This window comes from Serratia sp. UGAL515B_01, from assembly GCF_033095805.1.
In the GTDB taxonomy this organism is placed as follows: Bacteria; Pseudomonadota; Gammaproteobacteria; order Enterobacterales; family Enterobacteriaceae; genus Chania.
This window is the reverse complement of record NZ_CP109901.1, coordinates 4,197,250-4,215,431: the sequence shown is the minus strand read 5'-3', so window position 1 is coordinate 4,215,431 and position 18,182 is coordinate 4,197,250. Positions and strand designations below refer to the sequence as shown.

The following is an 18,182-nucleotide window of genomic DNA, read 5'->3' as shown; positions in this document are numbered from 1 at the left end:
TAATTTAAAAAAATGTTTCAAACGCGGTTTTTTTCAGCAAAACGCTGCACAACGCGGCGTTTTTGTCACTTTTCGTACTGGAGTCGGCTCAATTCCTGGGCGAAGTAGTCCACTTGTTGCCAATCTGTATATTCCACCTCTTTACTGGTATCAGTTTCTCCGCCTGTCATCTTCATAATGAAACGGATCATCACACGGTCAAACCATCGGTAACGTGGGTAACGCAATGCGCCAGCAAACACGGCGCACTGTTTTGGTTGCCAAGGCGATGACAGCAAGAACTTACGAGTGTAGGCATTGGTTTGTGGAGAACGTTTCTCTGGCTTACGCGCAGTTAAATTAACGGCAAAGAACGCACTTGGCATTTGATTAAGTTGCACAGCATGGCGTTTAACAAACTTCATCAACGCCGGTGAGAAATGCCCGTAACGCACAGATGCACCTATAAGTACCTTCTGATACTGCTCAAGTTCTATTGCCTCTATTTGCTGCAGATCGAAAACGTCACAGTTTTGGGTATTCTGCAATTTGTTAGCTATATAAGAAGCAATAGCGCGAGTTTGTCCGTCACGGCTTGAATAGAGAATCAGTGCCTTCATGGCGTTACTCCTTTATATAGTTTCACTCACGCCAGAATGTCGGCGTAAAAAGAACCAGTAGCGTAAAAACTTCCAAGCGACCAAAAAGCATAGTCAATACCAATATCCACTTCGCCGGTGGCGGCATAGTCGTGAAGTTATCAGCAACAACACCAAGGCCTGGTCCTAGGTTATTGAGCGTAGCTGTTACTGCCGCAAAAGCAGAGAAATCATCAACACCGGTGGCAATAATAGCCAGCATGCTAATGATGAACACCAATGCATAGGCAGAGAAGAATCCCCAAACGGCTTCAAGGATACGCTCCGGCAGTGCACGCCTGCCGAGCTTGATGGTGTAAACCGCATTAGGGTGTACCAAACGTTTCAACTCACGCGTTCCCTGTAGATACAGCAAGAGAATACGAATTACTTTTAGACCACCACCGGTTGAACCTGCGCAACCACCAATAAATGCAGAACAAAGCAATAACATCGGCAAGAACAGAGGCCATTTAGAAAAACTGTCGGTAGTGAAACCAGCTGTCGTCGCCATCGACACCACTTGGAAAAAAGCCTGATTAATCGTTTCCATGCCACTTTTATAAACCCCGTTCCACCATAATATCACGCTGCACACCAGTACCAGGATAAACTGCACAGCAATGAACATACGGAATTCTGGGTCTCGCCAATACACGCTTAAACTGCGCCCACTTAACAATGCAAAGTGAAGTCCGAAGTTACAACCAGAAATCAACAGGAAAATGGCAATAATGCTATTGATGGTCGGGCTCGCAAAATAACCGATACTGGCATCATGGGTGGAAAACCCACCAATAGCGATGGTGGCAAAGCTATGGCCGATAGCATCGAACGCCGACATGCCCGCCCCCCATAGCGCAAGAGCACAGGCAATCGTCAATAAAACATAGATCAGCCATAGGGTTTTGGCCGTTTCAGCAATACGGGGCCGCATCTTGTTGTCTTTGAGTGGGCCAGGCATTTCTGCCCGGTACAGCTGCATACCACCAACACCGAGGATCGGAAGGATGGCAACTGCCAGCACAATGATCCCCATTCCGCCCATCCATTGCAGCATCTGGCGGTAGAAAAGAATAGCTTTGGGTAAAGCGTCCAGCCCCACCAACGTTGTCGCGCCGGTAGTGGTTAAACCGGAGAAAGACTCAAAGAAAGCATCTGTCAAAGATAGATTAGGACGTTCGGAAAACAGAAAAGGCAATGCCCCTACGCTACCCAGCACCGTCCAGAACAGAACAACAATCAGAAACCCCTCACGCGGTTTTAATTCATTTTTCTGCTTACGGTTTGGCCACCACAGCATTAAACCAATCGTCACTGCTACAAAGAAGGTCTGGGTAAATGCCCTGCCTGCTCCATCGCGGTAGATTAATGCCACCAGACCGGGGATGAACATTGTCCCGGAAAACAGGATAACCAGCAGACCCACAATACGGGTTATGGCGCGAAAATGCATTTCAGCACGATCCTTAGCAATTCAGTTGGGGGAATTATTGCGATATGGGAATTAATTGCAAATTTCCGCGACTTTTATCACGTAATTTATTCCCGAATGCCTCAATCCCCGTTGCAGGTAAAGCCAAATGCAACACAACGGCTGCACCATATTCCCCATGAACAATCCGCCCGTCGCTTTGTTGAAGTAAATTCTCTACCAGAGCTAGCTGTGCGTAATCGCACAGCAACGTATATTCGACCTGCGGCACTTTGTACATGACAATAAGCTGTTTCAACGCTTGCTGTATTCCACTGCCATAAGCTTTCACCAAACCACCAGTGCCTAGCTTGATACCACCGTAGTAACGCACAACGACAGCCGTTATCTCACCGATACCACTGCCCATCAATTGGGCTAAGATAGGCTTACCTGCCGTACCGGAAGGCTCGCCGTCATCAGAGAACCCAAGCTGCTGCGAGTCGCCTGGGGGGCCAGCAATAAAGGCCCAGCAATGATGCCGAGCCGCTGGGTGTTCTTCTCGAACATGGTGAATAAAAGCTTTGGCCGCATCAACTCCACAGGTCGGCGCCAACTGGGTGATGAAACGGCTTTTCTTTATTTCTTCACTGACGCTGATTACCGCCCCTGGGATCGGATAAGGCTGCATCAGGCCAGATTCAGATCACGCGTCATATTCTCGATGCGCTTCTCATGAATCACGATATTATCCTCAATGCGAATACCTCCATAGGGCTTCAAAGCATCAATCCGATCCCACGCAAAATGTTTGCCGAGTTCGCCAGCACGCCACGGTGCTAAAAGCGATTCAATAAAATAAAGGCCTGGTTCGATGGTCAACACCATACCGGGCTGCAAGACTCGGGTACAACGCAGGAAAGGATATTTTTCCGGTGCCGCAAGATGAGTGCCACTCTCATCTTGCATAAATCCGGCAACGTCATGTACCTGTAAACCAAGTGGATGGCCTAACCCATGCGGCAAGAATGGGCAGGTAACCCCTTGTTCAACCATAGCCTCTTCGCTGATACCGGTCACCAGTTTGTGATTTTTCAAAATTTTGGCAAGGCGTTGGTGCATCTGTACATGATAATTGGTGTAGCTTACCCCGGCTTTCATCGTGTCGATCAAAGCCAATTGTTCGTCATTGAGATCTTTCAATAGATGGGCGTATGCATCATCACTTTGCTTGCCATAAGTCCGGGTAAGGTCGGCGGCGTAGCCATTATATTCCGCACCGGCATCTATCAAGAAACTCCTGAACTCCTGCGGTAGCTGATTATCCAGTTTGGTGTAATGCAACACAGCTGCATGTTCGTTGAGCGCCACAATATTGTCATAAGGCACGTCGGTATCGCGATGACCGGTTGCAGCCAGATAAGCCAAGTTGATATCGAACTCACTCATACCAGACTGGAAAGCGTCATAAGCTGCGCGATGACCTATTACGGCGGTTTTCTGTGCTTCACGCATACAGGCCAATTCATAGTCGGTTTTGCTCGAACGATGAAAATCGAGATAATTAAGTACCGCTTGCGGGTTAATATTTTCGGCACTAATCCCAATAGAAAGTGCACGCTGCGGCGAATAGCCAATGTAACCTATACGTTCACACCGCACCGGCAATTGGCTGGCAATATCATCCGCCTTGGTCAGTGGCAATAGCTCAATGGATTGGGTCCAGAAACTGTCCGGCAGTGGTTCAACACTGTGCCAATAATCTACTGGGGAATAGAACCACAGTTTCGGTTTATTAACACCATCGACCAACAGCCAACAATTCGGCACAGAAGTCACGGGCACCCACGCCTTGAAATTAGCATTCACCTTAAACGGATAGTGATGATCATCCAGAAACACGCGTTGCAATTCACCGGAATGGATCAGCAACGCATCAAGGTTATTGTACACCAAGGCTTCGCGCGCCCGTTTTTGCAACGTTGCCAGGTGATCGTTATACAAAGAAGCTAGCGTTTCCATCACAGTACCCTTATGCCCTCAAAACGGAGGGTGCCATCTTAACACACTGACTCTACGCTCCAAGCCCATCGTTCTTGCTTGCGGTGTACTTCGCAACCGTCTGAAAAACAGCTAAACATTTTAGCTGCATCGGGATAATACTGTTGAACGCCCAGAACCATGATAAAAATAAATTTAATTATTATTAGTGAGTTAACTGTTCTTCCTGTGATCAGGTTTGCAAATATACAATCTATAATTTGCAAGTTATTAACATAAAAACCACACTCCTCTTCATCTGGTCATACCAGATCGTATGCGCTGATTCAGGAGATAGACATGCTCTACCAAGGCGAAACATTACAAGTACACTGGCTAGAAAACGGCATTGCCGAGTTGGTGTTCAATGCCCCAGGCCCGATAAACAAACTGGATACCAGAACTGTTGCCAGCTTGGGGGCCGCACTCGACGTGCTTGAAAAACAGACCGAACTAAAAGGGCTGCTGGTACGCTCCTCTAAAACCGCATTCATTGTGGGTGCCGATATTACCGAGTTCCTCTCGCTGTTTGCAGCACCTGCTGAAAAGCTGCACGAATGGCTCGCGTTTGCCAATTCAGTATTTAACCGTCTGGAAGACTTACCGATCCCAACCATTTCCGCTATTAATGGCTATGCCCTAGGCGGGGGTTGTGAGTGTGTTTTGGCAACCGATTTCCGTGTTGCTTCCCCAGATGTACGCATCGGCTTACCCGAAACAAAGCTTGGTATCATGCCTGGCTTCGGCGGTTCAGTTCGTTTGCCTCGTCTTCTGGGTAATGACAGTGCGCTAGAAATCATCGCCGCAGGGAAAGATATCGGCGCCAAAGATGCTCTTAAAGTCGGTTTAGTAGATTCAGTGGTAGCACCAGAAAAACTGCTCGAAGCCGCCTTGAAAATTCTTCATCAAGCGATCGATGGCCAACTTGACTGGCGGGCCTACCGTCAACCAAAGCTGGAGCCGCTAAAACTTAGCCCAATCGAAGCCGCAATGAGTTTTTCCACGGCTAAAGGCATGGTGTTGCAAACCGCGGGTAAACACTACCCAGCACCGATGACAGCAGTAAAAACTATCGAAGCAGCCGCCAAGTTAGGCCGTGACGCCGCATTACAACTGGAAACAGCAAGTTTTGTGCCATTAGCTCGTTCAAACGAAGCACGTGCTCTGGTCGGTATTTTTCTCAACGATCAATTCGTAAAAAGCCAAGCGAAGAAATTGGCAAAAAACGCTGAAGCGCCTAAGCAAGCCGCCGTCCTAGGGGCTGGGATTATGGGTGGGGGCATCGCCTATCAATCTGCACTGAAAGGCGTTCCAGTGATAATGAAGGATATTAGTGACGCCTCTTTGACACTCGGTATGAGTGAAGCAGCAAAGTTGCTGAATAAACAGTTGGAACGCGGCAAACTGGACGGTTTGAAGATGGCCCAAGTGCTATCAACCATTCAACCTACGCTGAATTATGCCGGTATTGAACGTGCCCAATTGATCGTTGAAGCCGTAGTAGAAAACCCGAAAGTGAAAGCGGCCGTGTTGTCTGAAGTAGAAGCTCTAGTCAGCGAAAATGCCGTTTTAGCCTCTAATACTTCAACAATCCCGATTACTCATCTGGCTAAATCATTAAAACGACCACAGAATTTCTGTGGCATGCACTTCTTCAACCCGGTGCATCGTATGCCGCTGGTTGAGATTATTCGCGGCGAACAAACCAGTGACAGCACTATCGCTAACGTCGTAGCCTACGCAACCCGCATGGGCAAGACGCCAATTGTAGTTAACGATTGCCCTGGCTTCTTTGTTAACCGTGTTCTATTCCCCTATTTCTCAGGTTTCAGTCTACTGCTACGTGATGGCGCTGATTTCCGGCAGATCGATAAAGTCATGGAAAAACAGTTTGGCTGGCCGATGGGCCCGGCTTATCTGCTGGATGTTGTCGGTATTGATACAGCTCACCACGCCCATTCTGTCATGGCTGCCGGTTTCCCTGAACGGATGAGTAAAAATTATCGTGATGCTATTGACGTCATGTTCGAGAATCAGCGCTTTGGCCAAAAAAATCAATTAGGCTTCTATCGTTATAGCCAGGACAGCAAAGGCAAACCGCGTAAAGATAACGATGAACAGACCGATGCTCTGCTAGCAGAAGTCAGCCATCCAGCGCAAGTTATCAGCACTGAAGAAATCATCGCTCGCATGATGATCCCAATGATCAATGAAGTGGTTCGCTGCCTGGAAGAAGGTATCATCACTAGCCCGGCGGAAGCCGATATGGCACTGGTCTATGGCATTGGTTTCCCACCGTTCCACGGTGGTGCATTCCGTTATCTGGATACACTGGGCACAGCTAATTACGTTGAAATAGCACAGCGCTATGCCCACTTGGGTCCACTGTATCAGGTACCCGAGGGTTTGCGCGCCAAGGCAGAGCGTAATGAAAGCTACTATCCGGTGGTGACGGCGGCGCTGTCTGATATCACCACTGACCAACCGGCATGAGGTCATAAAGATGGAAAACGTAGTTATTGTTGATGCCGTGCGTACCCCAATGGGCCGCTCAAAAGGCGGTGCTTTCCGCCAAGTGCGTGCTGAAGATCTCTCCGCTCACCTGATGCGCGCAGTGCTAAGCCGCAACCCAGCACTGAATGCCTCCGAAATAGATGATATTTACTGGGGCTGTGTGCAACAAACGCTTGAACAGGGCTTTAACATCGCCCGTAACGCGGCACTGCTGGCAGAGATCCCACACAGTGTTCCTGCTGTGACAGTCAACCGCCTGTGTGGTTCATCAATGCAAGCACTGCACGATGCTGCGCGCACGATCATGGTCGGCGACGCGCAGATCAGTCTGATTGGCGGTGTGGAACATATGGGTCATGTCCCCATGAACCACGGCGTAGACTTTCATCCTGGCTTGGGTCGCACCGTGGCAAAAGCCGCCGGGATGATGGGGTTGACCGCAGAAATGCTGGCAAGAATGCATAATATCAGTCGCGAAATGCAGGATGAATTCGCAGCCCGCTCTCACCAACGTGCCCATACAGCAACACAGGCGGGTTACTTCAAGAATGAAATTATCCCCACCACTGGCCATGACGCCGACGGTGTACTGACACGTTACGACTATGATGAAGTGATCCGCCCGGAAACTACCGTTGCCAGTCTGGCTGCACTGCGCCCAGCATTCGATCCTGCGAGCGGTACAGTAACGGCGGGAAGTTCTTCGGCATTGTCAGACGGGGCTTCTGCCATGTTACTCATGGGTGAATCGCGAGCTAAAGCACTTGGCTTAAAAGCCCGTGCTCGTATCCGTTCAATGGCAGTTGTGGGATGCGATCCTTCGATCATGGGGTATGGCCCAGTGCCTGCCAGCAAGCTGGCGTTAAAACGCGCTGGCCTGAGTCTACAGGACATTGACCTGTTTGAATTGAATGAGGCTTTTGCAGCCCAGTCTCTTCCTTGCATTAAAGACTTGGGGCTACTGGAAAGCATGGACGAGAAGGTCAACATTAACGGTGGAGCGATCGCCTTAGGTCATCCATTAGGCTGTTCGGGTTCACGTATCTCGACAACATTGTTGAACAACATGGAGCGCCGAGACGTTCAGTTCGGGCTCGCGACTATGTGTATTGGTTTAGGGCAGGGCATTGCCACAGTGTTTGAACGTATTTAACAGCTCTGATTAAACGTCTTTCTGGGCATTAAAAAGGGTTAGTTGCCGTGCTTCCCGCCTATCATAGGCGGGTTTTTTATAGATGCGATTTATACTGATGCTAATAAAAACGGGGTAGCATCTGGTTACCCCCTTTAACCTGCTGTACGACCGTTCAAATAAATGAGAAAGCATCACCAAACATGTGTGATTCCAAGGCGCCACGCTCTGCACAAAATCGCTCGCGAGCGATTTTCGCCATTTCAAAGCGGCCAGCAATATATATATCGTGCTCAGCCAACGAACCAAAGTCCTGCAACACAGCGCTTAATACCGTACCGCTGCGGCCACGCCAGGCATTTTCCGGCTGCTCCACTACAGGAATAACCTTCAAGTTAGGATACTGCACCGAGATAGCTTCTAATTCGCTGAGATCATAAAGATGTTTCAGTTCACGCCCCCCCCAATAAATCGAGATATCGCGTTCAGATTGCTTTGCCAAAGCTGTCAGTAGAATGGAACGTGCATAAGAGAACCCTGTGCCCCCAGCAATCAACACCAAAGGACGTTGGCTATCTTCACGCAACCAAGCATCGCCGTGCGGAATATCAACGGTAATCGCCTGTTCTTTCAGCACACGATCCATCACCGCCATCGCATACAGATTCAGTTCAGAAGCACCAATATGTAATTCGATATACTCCTGTTGCATCGGCGTGGAGGCAAGAGAAAACGGACGTTTATCACGTTCGTCCATCACAACCATCAGGTATTGCCCTGCTTTGAACGAAAACGATGCTTCAGGCACCAGACGTACTCGGTAAACGGTATCGGTAATGGCCTCTACGGAGGTCACTTTACAGCTCAATATTGTCATGCGTTCCCTCTGTTGGGTCATCAATTCAAGACGGAGAACAAATGCTGGCTCTAAAGCGTTGGTTCTCTGTCACTGAGTATGGCGAGCTCATCCCAGATGTCATCGATACGCGCACGCACCTTCTCATCCATCTGAATAGGACGGCCCCATTCGCGATGGGTCTCTCCAGGCCATTTATTGGTAGCATCCAGTCCCATCTTCGACCCAAGACCAGAAACGGGTGAAGCGAAATCCAGATAATCAATCGGCGTATTCTCCATCAACACGGTATCTCTTGCCGGATCCATTCTGGTAGTGATAGCCCAAATCACGTCATTCCAGTCGCGCGCATTCACATCGTCATCGCATACGATAACAAATTTGGTATACATAAACTGGCGCAGGAAAGACCAGACGCCCATCATCACGCGTTTTGCATGCCCTGCGTACTGTTTTTTGATGGTGACTACCGCTAAACGGTAAGAACACCCTTCGGGTGGCAGGTAGAAATCAACGATTTCCGGAAACTGCTTTTGCAGTATTGGCACCAGCACTTCGTTCAGTGCCATACCCAAAACTGCTGGTTCATCCGGCGGACGACCAGTATAAGTTGAGTGATAAATAGCGTCACGCCGCTGAGTGATATGGGTAACGGTAAAAACCGGGAAATTATCAACTTCATTATAATATCCCGTATGGTCTCCATAAGGCCCTTCGGGTGCCATTTCTCCTTGTTCGATATAACCTTCCAATACAATTTCCGCGCTCGCTGGCACTTCAAGGTCATTAGAAAGGCATTTGACCACTTCGGTTTTATTGCCACGCAACAACCCGGCAAAAGCATACTCAGACATATTGTCGGGTACTGGCGTCACCGCCCCTAGGATGGTAGCGGGATCTGCGCCAAGTGCAACTGCCACCGGGAAGCGCTCCCCTGGGTGAGCCTGGCACCACTCCAGATAATCGAGTGCACCTCCACGGTGTGACAGCCAACGCATAATCAGCTTATTTTTACCCAGCACCTGTTGGCGGTAGATCCCCAGATTCTGGCGTTCTTTATACGGACCGCGTGTTACCGTCAACCCCCAGGTAACCAGCGGGGCAGCATCTTCTGGCCAGCAATGCATCACAGGAATACGCCCAAGATCGACATCATCCCCTTGCCATACCTGCTCTTGGCAAGGGGCTGAGCCCAATACCTTGGTTGACATGTTCAGCACTTGCTTGAATTTAGGCATTTTATCAAACAGATCGCGGAAACCCTTTGGCGGCTCAGGTTCCTTAAGAAACGCCAGCAGCTTGCCAACTTCGCGCAGCGCACTGACCTCCTCCTGCCCCATCCCCATCGCCACACGCTGAGGTGTGCCAAACAGGTTGCAGAGCACAGGCATGTCATAGCCCTTCGGATTTTCGAATAACAGCGCGGGACCGCCCGCACGCAATGTACGATCGGCTATTTCTGTCATTTCCAGATAGGGGTCGATCGGCTGGCTGATACGTTTTAATTCACCTCTCTTCTCCAGCAAAGAGAGGAAATCGCGTAAGTCACGGTATTTCATGTAAGCCATTACACCATTGATTTATAGCAAATTTAAATGCGTTAATGAGAAAACCTTTATTTTGACCTACATTTGCTTAACTGTCTGATTTTAAGGTAGTTCACTGCTTTCGACTAGATTAACAAATTCTAGCTAATCTGCCCACATTACTGCTACTAATCTGGGTTGTCACCACCATAATGTTTGGATGCTATCTAGTGAGGGCTATAAGCCCTCTTCAAGGTTGTTATCGCTATTTTGTTAAATGGAAATCTGCACCTTAGTGGCAAGTAAAGGGCACTAACGGACCTAATGCCAAAGTATCGTGATATTCCTGCGTCTCAACTCCGTGACGAAACACTTTGAAGCCCTGCTGTTTGGCACTGAAGTAATGTAGATCGTTACCACTGACGTGTAGCAGGCTACCTTCACGCAGCGCCACGACAGACTCACTTGGGTTAACCGCGCAAAACTCTGCCAAACGCTCATCGCGGGTTTCCCCCATATGGCCACTGATGTGGGCATCAATATAGTGCGGGTTAATCTGCAGAGGGAACAGCCCGAGCGCGGGCAACACAACACTGTTTCGTACCGGCATATCGTTGGTGGTGCGAATACTTGGCGTCGCGACATTGCAACCCGCACTCCAACCTATATAAGGCACCTGGCGTTCGCGTACAGCACGCTGGATCGGCACAATCAAACCATTTTCGTGCAGCATCTGGTTCAGCATCCAGGTGTTTCCGCCACTAATCAGAATACATTCGGCCTGCGCAATCGCATCTGCCGGGGACTCAGCATGATGAATACTGGTCACTTTGATACCTAACGTTTTGCTCAGGTCCTGCGCACGTTGATCGTAGTCACTACGGATCAGGGCATAGGGAATAAGTACGGCAGAAGTGATATTACGGCGTTTAATCATTGCCAACAGTGGATTTTTCGCATAACCGAGTAGCTCGGCTTCACCAGAAAGTTTGCCATTACTCAGCAGAAATAGTTCCATGGTTTTCCTTCAGTTCAAAAATGACAGTAACGCCACATCGAGCAGCTTTTTTGCTCGCCGTACTGTGACAGTGGAAAATTTCAAGCCCAATGTTATACCTAATATAAGCAGAAAATTATGTGACTTCATGTTGAATCGCTGGGATGTTGGCTTTCTTTTCACCCTGTAGAGAAACGATATGAACCTGAAAAACTCGCTTTGCCAGATCGATTCCGATAATTTGTTCCATTGGACACCTCTTTATTCTGCTGTTGGCAAACACTGACAGCATGGCTCATTGAAGCCGATTATGGGGAGATGTCCATTTCATTAGCGCGTAATAGTGCTACAGGTGTGAGCGATGCAGGTTAGTTGAACGGATGGATGCGCGATACGAGCCCCCAGTAATGGGGGCTCGGCGTGTCGGCGTATCTCATCATTGCCACCTGCCAGAAGCGTGATGTGTCGCGGTATTAAGAACACCTATTTAGATTGTAACGGTACTACAGGCGTAACTGGCAATAGATCGTGCAATAAGAATTGAGAATTTGCATCACTAGGTATCCGTAGTGGCTTTTGGTATGCTTATAGGCTGGCTGGAAGGCGTGTGAAATTATGGAATCTTGGTATTTACTTTATTGTAAGCGCGGGCAGCTCTTGCGGGCACAGGAACACTTGGTAAGGCAACAAGTCAACTGCCTAAGCCCGATTATCACGTTGGAAAAGTTCGTTCGCGGTAAACGCACATTGGTCAGTGAGCCATTATTCCCCAACTATCTATTTGTGGAATTCGATCCAGAACGCATCCATACCACTACCATCAGTGCGACCCGTGGTGTGAGCCACTTTGTACGTTTTGGTGCATTACCTACTCAGATACCTCCTCAGGTCATCAAAGACCTTCAGGCGCATAGCGATGGGCATTATGTCGATCCAAAAATACCGCAACCTGGCGATACCGTTCTAATCGTCGATGGGGTATTCGAAGGCTTGCAGGCAATCTACACTGAACCTGACGGCGAGGCACGTTCCATGCTGCTGCTTAATCTGATCAACAAGCAGGTTAACCAGAGTATTGATAACCGGCAATTCCAGAAGTTATAACGCAAACAGGCACCCATGGGTGCCTGTTTGCTATGCTCGCAATTAACGACGCATTGCGTCTTCCTGCAACCACTGAGCTACACGTTTAGCAAAGTAAGTCAGCACACCGTCAGCACCAGCACGCTTAAAGCACAACAACGATTCCATTACTGCCGGTTGTTCCTGCAACCAGCCATTCTGGATAGCGGCCATATGCATCGCGTACTCACCAGAAACCTGGTAAGCAAAAGTCGGCACGCCAAAGGTCTCTTTCACGCGGCGAACGACATCCAGATACGGCATTCCTGGTTTCACCATCACTATGTCTGCGCCTTCCTGCAAATCCTGGGCAATCTCCTGCAACGCTTCATCGCTGTTGGCCGGATCCATCTGATAGGTTTTTTTGTTGCCCCCTTTCAGGTTACCTGATGAACCCAATGCATCGCGGAATGGGCCGTAGTAACAGGAAGCATATTTAGCGGAATACGCCATGATCTGGGTATTAACCATACCGATCTGTTCCAAGCGCTCGCGGATCGCGCCGACGCGGCCATCCATCATATCACTGGGTGCCACAATCTCGGCACCGGCCTCAGCATGAGAAAGCGCCTGACGGACCAAAATTTCTTTGCTGACATCGTTGATCACATAGCCATGTTCGTCGATCACCCCGTCCTGCCCGTGTGTAGTATAAGGATCGAGTGCCACATCGGTTAAAACCCCTAATTCGGGAACAGCGGCTTTTAACGCACGTACGGTACGTTGCACCAAACCATCGGGATTATAAGCTTCTTCCGCATATAACGATTTCAAACCCGGTTCAATCACCGGGAACAAAGAGATCACAGGAACACCGAGTTTGGCGATGGTCTCTGCTTCTTTGATCAACAAATCGATGCTCATGCGTGAGACACCGGGCATGGATGAGACGGTTTCCTGGCGGTTGCTGCCTTCCATGACAAATACCGGGTAAATCAAGTCGTTCACCGTCAGTTGATTTTCCGCCACCAGACGGCGACTGAAATCATGACGACGCACGCGGCGCATACGGCGACCCGGGAAAGTGCCCGGAAATGCATAGCTCATAATGTTCTCCTAACTCAGACCAGCCGGAAAAGTCGGCGGGCATTCTCATCAGTTTTCGTCCCTAACCATTCAGGGTCTTGCCCACGCCAAGCGGCAACCTGCCGGACGATATGGGGCAGAAAACAGGGTTCGTTGCGACGAGATGCAGGTTTTGGGTGTAAGTCCCGGGGTAGCAGATAAGGAGCATCTGTTTCCAGCAACAGCCTATCGATAGGAATTTGCGGTAACAAGGTGCGTAACTGAAGGCCACGCCGTTCATCGCAAACCCAACCGGTAATACCGATCGATAGCCCCAGCGCCAGACAGCTTTCTAATTCTTCGGCGGTCCCCGTAAAACAGTGCACCACCGCAGCAGGCAGTTTATGCAACCACGGCGCCAACAGCGCTGCAAAACGTACGTGTGCCTCACGGCAATGCAGGAATACGGGAAGATTGAGTTCAGCAACCAATGCCAACTGGTCACTGAATGCCTTTTCCTGCTGTGCTGGCGTTGAAAAATTGCGGTTAAAATCCAACCCACATTCGCCTATCGCCACCACTTCCTGCCGAGCGGCAAGCTGTCGGACTTGTTGTGCAGCATCATCACTCCAACCACTGGCATCATGCGGATGTACGCCGGCGGTAGACCAGCAAAAACCCGCATTTTGCCGCGCCAAATGGCTGGCGGCTTCGCTTTGCTGAGCATTGGTGCCGGTGATCAGTATTCCCGTCACGCCAGAGGTACGAGCGCGCTCAACCACCTGCTGTGCATCGTTGCTAAATTGTGGGCTGGTGAGATTAACACCAATATCAAACATGATTTTTCCAAAGCAAAAACCGCCCATTGGGCGGCTTGGGATCAAGAAGCAGGTGGCTGTTCGCCTTCCTCTTCTTCCGCTGGTTTGCGCCGTTTCCCAACGTAGAAGCGAGCAAAGAATACCCCGACTTCAAACAACATATACATTGGGATCGCCAATAGAGTTTGTGAGAATACATCCGGCGGCGTCAGCAACATGCCCACGACGAAGGCACCGACCAGCACATACGGGCGTTTTTTTCTCAGATCTTCCGGGTTGGTTACTCCGCTCCAACATAGCAGAATGATAGCCACTGGGACTTCAAAAGCCACACCGAACGCCATAAACAGCGCCATGACGAAACTGAGGTAATTGCTGATATCGGTAGCAATCAGCACGCCAGCAGGCGCTGTCTTAGCGAAAAAGCCAAAGGCCAGGGGAAACACAATAAAGTAAGCAAACGCCATGCCCAGATAAAACAGTAAGCTACTGGACACCAGCAGTGGCATCATCAAGCGACGTTCATGCTGATATAACGCAGGGGCGATGAAAGCCCAGAGCTGATAGAGAATAATGGGTGCGGCAACAATCACCGAGACCATCATCGTCAACTTGATTGGGGTAAAGAACGGCGAAGCCACATCGGTGGCAATCATGCTCGCCCCACTAGGTAACTGTTTGATCAGTGGCGCTGACACTAACTGATAAATATCGTTGGCGAAAAATACCAACACGATAAAGATCACCAGTACGCTGATGATCGAATTCAACAGCCGCTTACGCAGTTCGATCAAATGACTGATAAGCGGTTGGGTATCTTCAACGACCATGTTTTAACGTTCGCTAGTAAGTTTTTGAGACGCTGTGGATTTTTCAGCCACAGGCTCTTGAATGGCCTGCATCGCAGGAGCTTGTTCCGCTTTCACAGTGGTCGCACTATCGACCTTTTTTGTCACTGCCGTATTTTCAGGCCGCGCGGCGGTGGCAGAAGCAGGGATAGCCGTATCAGCATGAGCCACATCGTCATGCATGGCTTCAGGATCGGTAACCTGTGGGTTATGGATCGTCTTTGACGGGTCGTCATTCTCAACGTGGTAAGAACGCTTCAACGATTCCGCCGCTTCCTTCAACTCGTCCATTGACGCTTTAAGCTCTGGCGTCAAGTTCTGCAAGCCAGCTTTTTCAACCTTCTTCAGGCTGTCCTGCAATTCTTGCAGTTTCAGCTCCTGCGAAAGCTCATTCTGCACAGAGGAAGCCAAAGAGCGTAGCGCTCTGATCCAGCCTGCTACAGTTTTGACCGCCACAGGCAACCGTTCTGGCCCGAGCACAACCAAGCCAATCACCATCACCAGCAGCAGTTCACCAAACCCAATGTCAAACACGGTTTATACCTGCTCTTTGTTCTTCGACTCTTCCGTTTTTACTTCAGGCTGCTTATCAGTGATAGGCTTGGCCGCAAAGTCAGCGTCATTGCTGGTTTTTTCTGTCGTATTGGTCGGCGGAGTCTTATCGTCGCCGATCGCCTTTTTGAAACCTTTGATTGATGCACCGAGATCGGAACCCAACGTACGGAGTTTATTGGTACCAAACAGCAGTACCACAATCACTGCGATGATCAACAATTGCCAAATACTAATACCACCCATTCCTTTTACCTCTACATTAAGGGGTTATTTCACCTTGCCGTATGATACCCATCGCTCTTCAACTTGAAGCAATGTTAACGGCCTTTGCTTACTCCTACCACTTGATTTACCAAGTTTCTGGGGCTGCGTCCAGTCAACGTCTACCTGCATATTGAAGTGACTGAGGTATATAGTCAGACGCAAAGTTGCAGCATTATTACCCGCAATTTGCAATCATTCCTACACTACGACGGCTTTTAACCAAGTTTATCATCCATTCAAGCTGTGCGTTTCCAACCCACTATCCAGGCAACCAGGCCCGCAGCCATCAGCCAAGCTGGAAAGTCGTCTACACCGCCCAGCAGTAAAATCGTACCACTTACTAACAGTGTAGCGCCAACACCAAACAGATATCGTGATTGACCTTGACGAAGACGTTGTGCTTGCATCTGCCCTGCCAGATTATCCACACTTTGTTGCAATCGTTTATGTTGTTGCAGACTGTCATAAAATAATTCAGGTAATTCTGGCAGTTTCTCAGCCCAGTAGGGTGCTTTTTCTTTCAGCGCACGGATCACTGCGGGAATACCGACCTGGTCCCGCAGCCAACTTTCAAGGAAGGGCTTCGCTGTGGTCCATAAATCCAGTTGTGGATATAACTGACGGCCAAGACCTTCAACATACAGCAAGGTCTTCTGCAATAAAACCAGCTGTGGTTGCACTTCCATATTGAAACGACGCGCAGTATTGAAAAGATTCAACAACACATGACCAAACGAAATCTCCGCCAAAGGCTTTTCAAAAATCGGCTCGCAGACGGTGCGAATAGCAAATTCAAAGTCTTCAACATTGGTATCACGCGGCACCCAACCTGAATCGACGTGCAGCTCAGCAACCTTACGGTAGTCGCGGTTAAAGAAAGCGATAAAATTCTCTGCGAGATAACGCTTATCTTCCTTGTTGAGAGAGCCAACGATCCCACAGTCAATACCGATATAAAGGGGATCCTCAGGATGCTCATAGCTGACAAAGATATTGCCGGGGTGCATATCAGCATGGAAGAAGCTATCGCGAAATACCTGGGTAAAAAACACCTGAACCCCACGCTCTGCCAGCAGTTTCATATTGGTCCCCTGTTTTTCAAGGGCATCAATATCCGACACTGGAATACCGTAAATTCGCTCCATCACCAAGACACTTTCACGGCAGTAATCAGAGTAAACCTCGGGTACATAAAGCATTGGACTGCCATCGAAATTACGACGCAATTGGATGGCATTAGCCGCCTCACGCAACAGGTTCAATTCATCGAGCAGGGTTTTCTCATACTCACGAACCACTTCACGCGGACGCAAACGGCGGCCGTCTGGCATCAGCTTTGGCACCCAGCCTGCCAAGCGGTACATTAAACGCACATCAGCCTTGATAATCGGTCCAATATCCGGGCGAATCACTTTCAGGACGACTTCCTGCCCGTTGCTTTTCAACCGTGCGGTATGCACCTGAGCAATTGAAGCTGAAGCCAGCGCCTGCTGCTCAAAATCCTCGAACCAGTTTTCCAGCGGCCCCCCCATAGCTAATTCAATATGTTTGCGCGCTAATACACCATCAAAAGGAGCAACCCGATCCTGCAACAGCATCAGTTGATCGGCAATGTGCGGGGGGAAAAGATCGCGGCGCGTCGACATCATCTGCCCGAATTTAACCCACACGGGTCCCAATTCCTGTAAGGCAAGACGTAGGCGTTCACCCAACGCTTTGTCTTTATGACGATTCGGCATCCAGAATAGGAAACGCCGACCAATGCGCAATGGAAGCGTCAAACGCATTTTGGGGATCAGTTCATCCAGACCATAGCTGAGCAAAACGTTGACGATCAAATAGAAACGACATATTTCGCCAGGAGTCATCGTTTGCCCTCCAATTTGTCCATGCGGACAATCAGCGCTTCTAGTTGGCGAGCTACGGCATCAACTTCTTCGTTAAACCAGATCACTTCAAGCGTCCCTGGAGCCATACGCCACTCCTCTGTCAACGCCTCTGCCATATAACGTTGCTGACTTTGCCAGCCCGACTTTACCAATCCAAGACCTTTACTGGCAATCTGGCTAAGCCCTTGCGCGGCAATATCACCGATATAAGGTGCAAGCCACTCCGCAGGCTCCCACTCCGCCAGGTCGAGCAGTGCTACCAACTGCTGTAACACTTGGATATCACCTTCGACGATCAATTCACCACTACGCATCATTGGCGAGAGTTGCTGACGATCACGCAGTTTCACCAAAGCCGACACTCGGGTTTGTAAAGTACAATCTGCATGGTCTTCAGACTGCCCGAGCACATCTACCCGATGCTCGCTGAAGATCAATACCAAAGGAGCTGAAAGCTCCTGCAATTCGATGCGCAGTATCTTACCTAGCAACCGTTGGCGCACAGATTTCATACTGCGGTCGCGAAACAGCAGGCTATTGAGGGAAGTTTCCAGCACACCAGTCAGTAACGGAGTTAGCAGCATC

Annotated in this window: 17 protein-coding genes; 3 read left to right on the top strand and 14 right to left on the bottom strand. The window is 49.4% G+C overall.

Annotated elements, in window-relative coordinates:
• Window positions 1-65 precede the first annotated feature (65 nt).
• The 4 genes from hemG to pepQ are packed head-to-tail and all read right to left on the bottom strand — an operon-like array spanning window position 66 to window position 4,053.
• Entirely contained in the window at window positions 66-599 is a 534-nt protein-coding gene (gene hemG, locus OK023_RS19065; RefSeq protein ID WP_317694211.1) for a menaquinone-dependent protoporphyrinogen IX dehydrogenase, read from the bottom strand.
• A gap of 22 nt (window positions 600-621) precedes the next feature.
• Complete coding sequence (gene trkH / locus OK023_RS19060) at window positions 622-2,073, bottom strand: Trk system potassium transporter TrkH (RefSeq protein ID WP_317694210.1); 1,452 nt, start codon at window positions 2,071-2,073, stop codon at window positions 622-624.
• Window positions 2,074-2,107: 34 nt separating this feature from the next.
• Window positions 2,108-2,722 carry an IMPACT family protein gene (locus OK023_RS19055; RefSeq protein WP_317694209.1) on the bottom strand — a complete coding sequence of 205 codons (615 nt, stop codon included), beginning with the start codon at window positions 2,720-2,722 and terminating at the stop codon, window positions 2,108-2,110.
• Window positions 2,722-4,053, bottom strand: a complete 1,332-nt coding sequence (gene pepQ, locus OK023_RS19050) for a Xaa-Pro dipeptidase (RefSeq protein WP_317694208.1) — start codon at window positions 4,051-4,053, stop codon at window positions 2,722-2,724. The genes OK023_RS19055 and pepQ overlap by 1 nt, the downstream gene beginning before the upstream one ends.
• Before the next feature lie 318 nt (window positions 4,054-4,371).
• On the opposite strand from pepQ, the gene fadB reads away from it, so the two are divergent.
• On the top strand, window positions 4,372-6,564 hold the full coding sequence (gene fadB, locus OK023_RS19045; protein WP_317694207.1) for a fatty acid oxidation complex subunit alpha FadB: 2,193 nt from the start codon (window positions 4,372-4,374) through the stop codon (window positions 6,562-6,564).
• Between the two features lie 10 nt (window positions 6,565-6,574).
• Window positions 6,575-7,738, top strand: a complete 1,164-nt coding sequence (fadA, locus tag OK023_RS19040; protein ID WP_317694206.1) for an acetyl-CoA C-acyltransferase FadA — start codon at window positions 6,575-6,577, stop codon at window positions 7,736-7,738.
• A 154-nt stretch (window positions 7,739-7,892) separates the two neighbouring features.
• On the opposite strand, the gene fre is transcribed toward fadA, so the two are convergent.
• The 3 genes from fre to pepE all read right to left on the bottom strand — a co-directional run bounded on the left by fre (window position 7,893) and on the right by pepE (window position 11,117).
• Window positions 7,893-8,594, bottom strand: a complete 702-nt coding sequence (gene fre / locus OK023_RS19035) for an NAD(P)H-flavin reductase (protein ID WP_317694205.1) — start codon at window positions 8,592-8,594, stop codon at window positions 7,893-7,895.
• A 50-nt stretch (window positions 8,595-8,644) separates the two neighbouring features.
• Window positions 8,645-10,141, bottom strand: coding sequence for a 4-hydroxy-3-polyprenylbenzoate decarboxylase (gene ubiD, locus OK023_RS19030; RefSeq protein ID WP_317694204.1), 1,497 nt, complete (start codon window positions 10,139-10,141; stop codon window positions 8,645-8,647).
• A 250-nt stretch (window positions 10,142-10,391) separates the two neighbouring features.
• Entirely contained in the window at window positions 10,392-11,117 is a 726-nt protein-coding gene (gene pepE / locus OK023_RS19025) for a dipeptidase PepE (RefSeq protein WP_317694203.1), read from the bottom strand.
• A gap of 594 nt (window positions 11,118-11,711) precedes the next feature.
• Between pepE and rfaH the strand changes: the two genes are divergently transcribed.
• The gene (gene rfaH / locus OK023_RS19020; protein WP_317694202.1) at window positions 11,712-12,200 is read left to right on the top strand and encodes a transcription/translation regulatory transformer protein RfaH; all 489 of its coding nucleotides are present in this window, start codon (window positions 11,712-11,714) and stop codon (window positions 12,198-12,200) included.
• Between the two features lie 42 nt (window positions 12,201-12,242).
• Here rfaH and hemB read toward each other — a convergent pair whose 3' ends face one another.
• From hemB to OK023_RS18985, 7 genes are all read right to left on the bottom strand, one after another.
• Window positions 12,243-13,265 (bottom strand): porphobilinogen synthase, encoded by a 1,023-nt coding sequence (hemB, locus tag OK023_RS19015; protein ID WP_317694201.1) that lies wholly within the window; start codon window positions 13,263-13,265, stop codon window positions 12,243-12,245.
• Window positions 13,266-13,279: 14 nt separating this feature from the next.
• Complete coding sequence (gene tatD / locus OK023_RS19010) at window positions 13,280-14,062, bottom strand: 3'-5' ssDNA/RNA exonuclease TatD (RefSeq protein ID WP_317694200.1); 783 nt, start codon at window positions 14,060-14,062, stop codon at window positions 13,280-13,282.
• A gap of 41 nt (window positions 14,063-14,103) precedes the next feature.
• Window positions 14,104-14,871: a Sec-independent protein translocase subunit TatC gene (tatC, locus tag OK023_RS19005; protein WP_317694199.1), complete on the bottom strand. Its 768-nt coding sequence runs from the start codon at window positions 14,869-14,871 to the stop codon at window positions 14,104-14,106.
• A 3-nt stretch (window positions 14,872-14,874) separates the two neighbouring features.
• Entirely contained in the window at window positions 14,875-15,423 is a 549-nt protein-coding gene (gene tatB / locus OK023_RS19000; RefSeq protein WP_317694198.1) for a Sec-independent protein translocase protein TatB, read from the bottom strand.
• 3 nt (window positions 15,424-15,426) lie between these two features.
• Window positions 15,427-15,687: a Sec-independent protein translocase subunit TatA gene (gene tatA / locus OK023_RS18995; protein WP_317694197.1), complete on the bottom strand. Its 261-nt coding sequence runs from the start codon at window positions 15,685-15,687 to the stop codon at window positions 15,427-15,429.
• 257 nt (window positions 15,688-15,944) lie between these two features.
• Window positions 15,945-17,576, bottom strand: coding sequence for a ubiquinone biosynthesis regulatory protein kinase UbiB (gene ubiB / locus OK023_RS18990; protein WP_317694196.1), 1,632 nt, complete (start codon window positions 17,574-17,576; stop codon window positions 15,945-15,947).
• Entirely contained in the window at window positions 17,573-18,181 is a 609-nt protein-coding gene (locus OK023_RS18985; protein ID WP_317694195.1) for a ubiquinone biosynthesis protein UbiJ, read from the bottom strand. Before OK023_RS18985 ends, ubiB begins: the two co-directional genes overlap by 4 nt.
• Between the last annotated feature and the right edge of the window lies 1 nt (window position 18,182).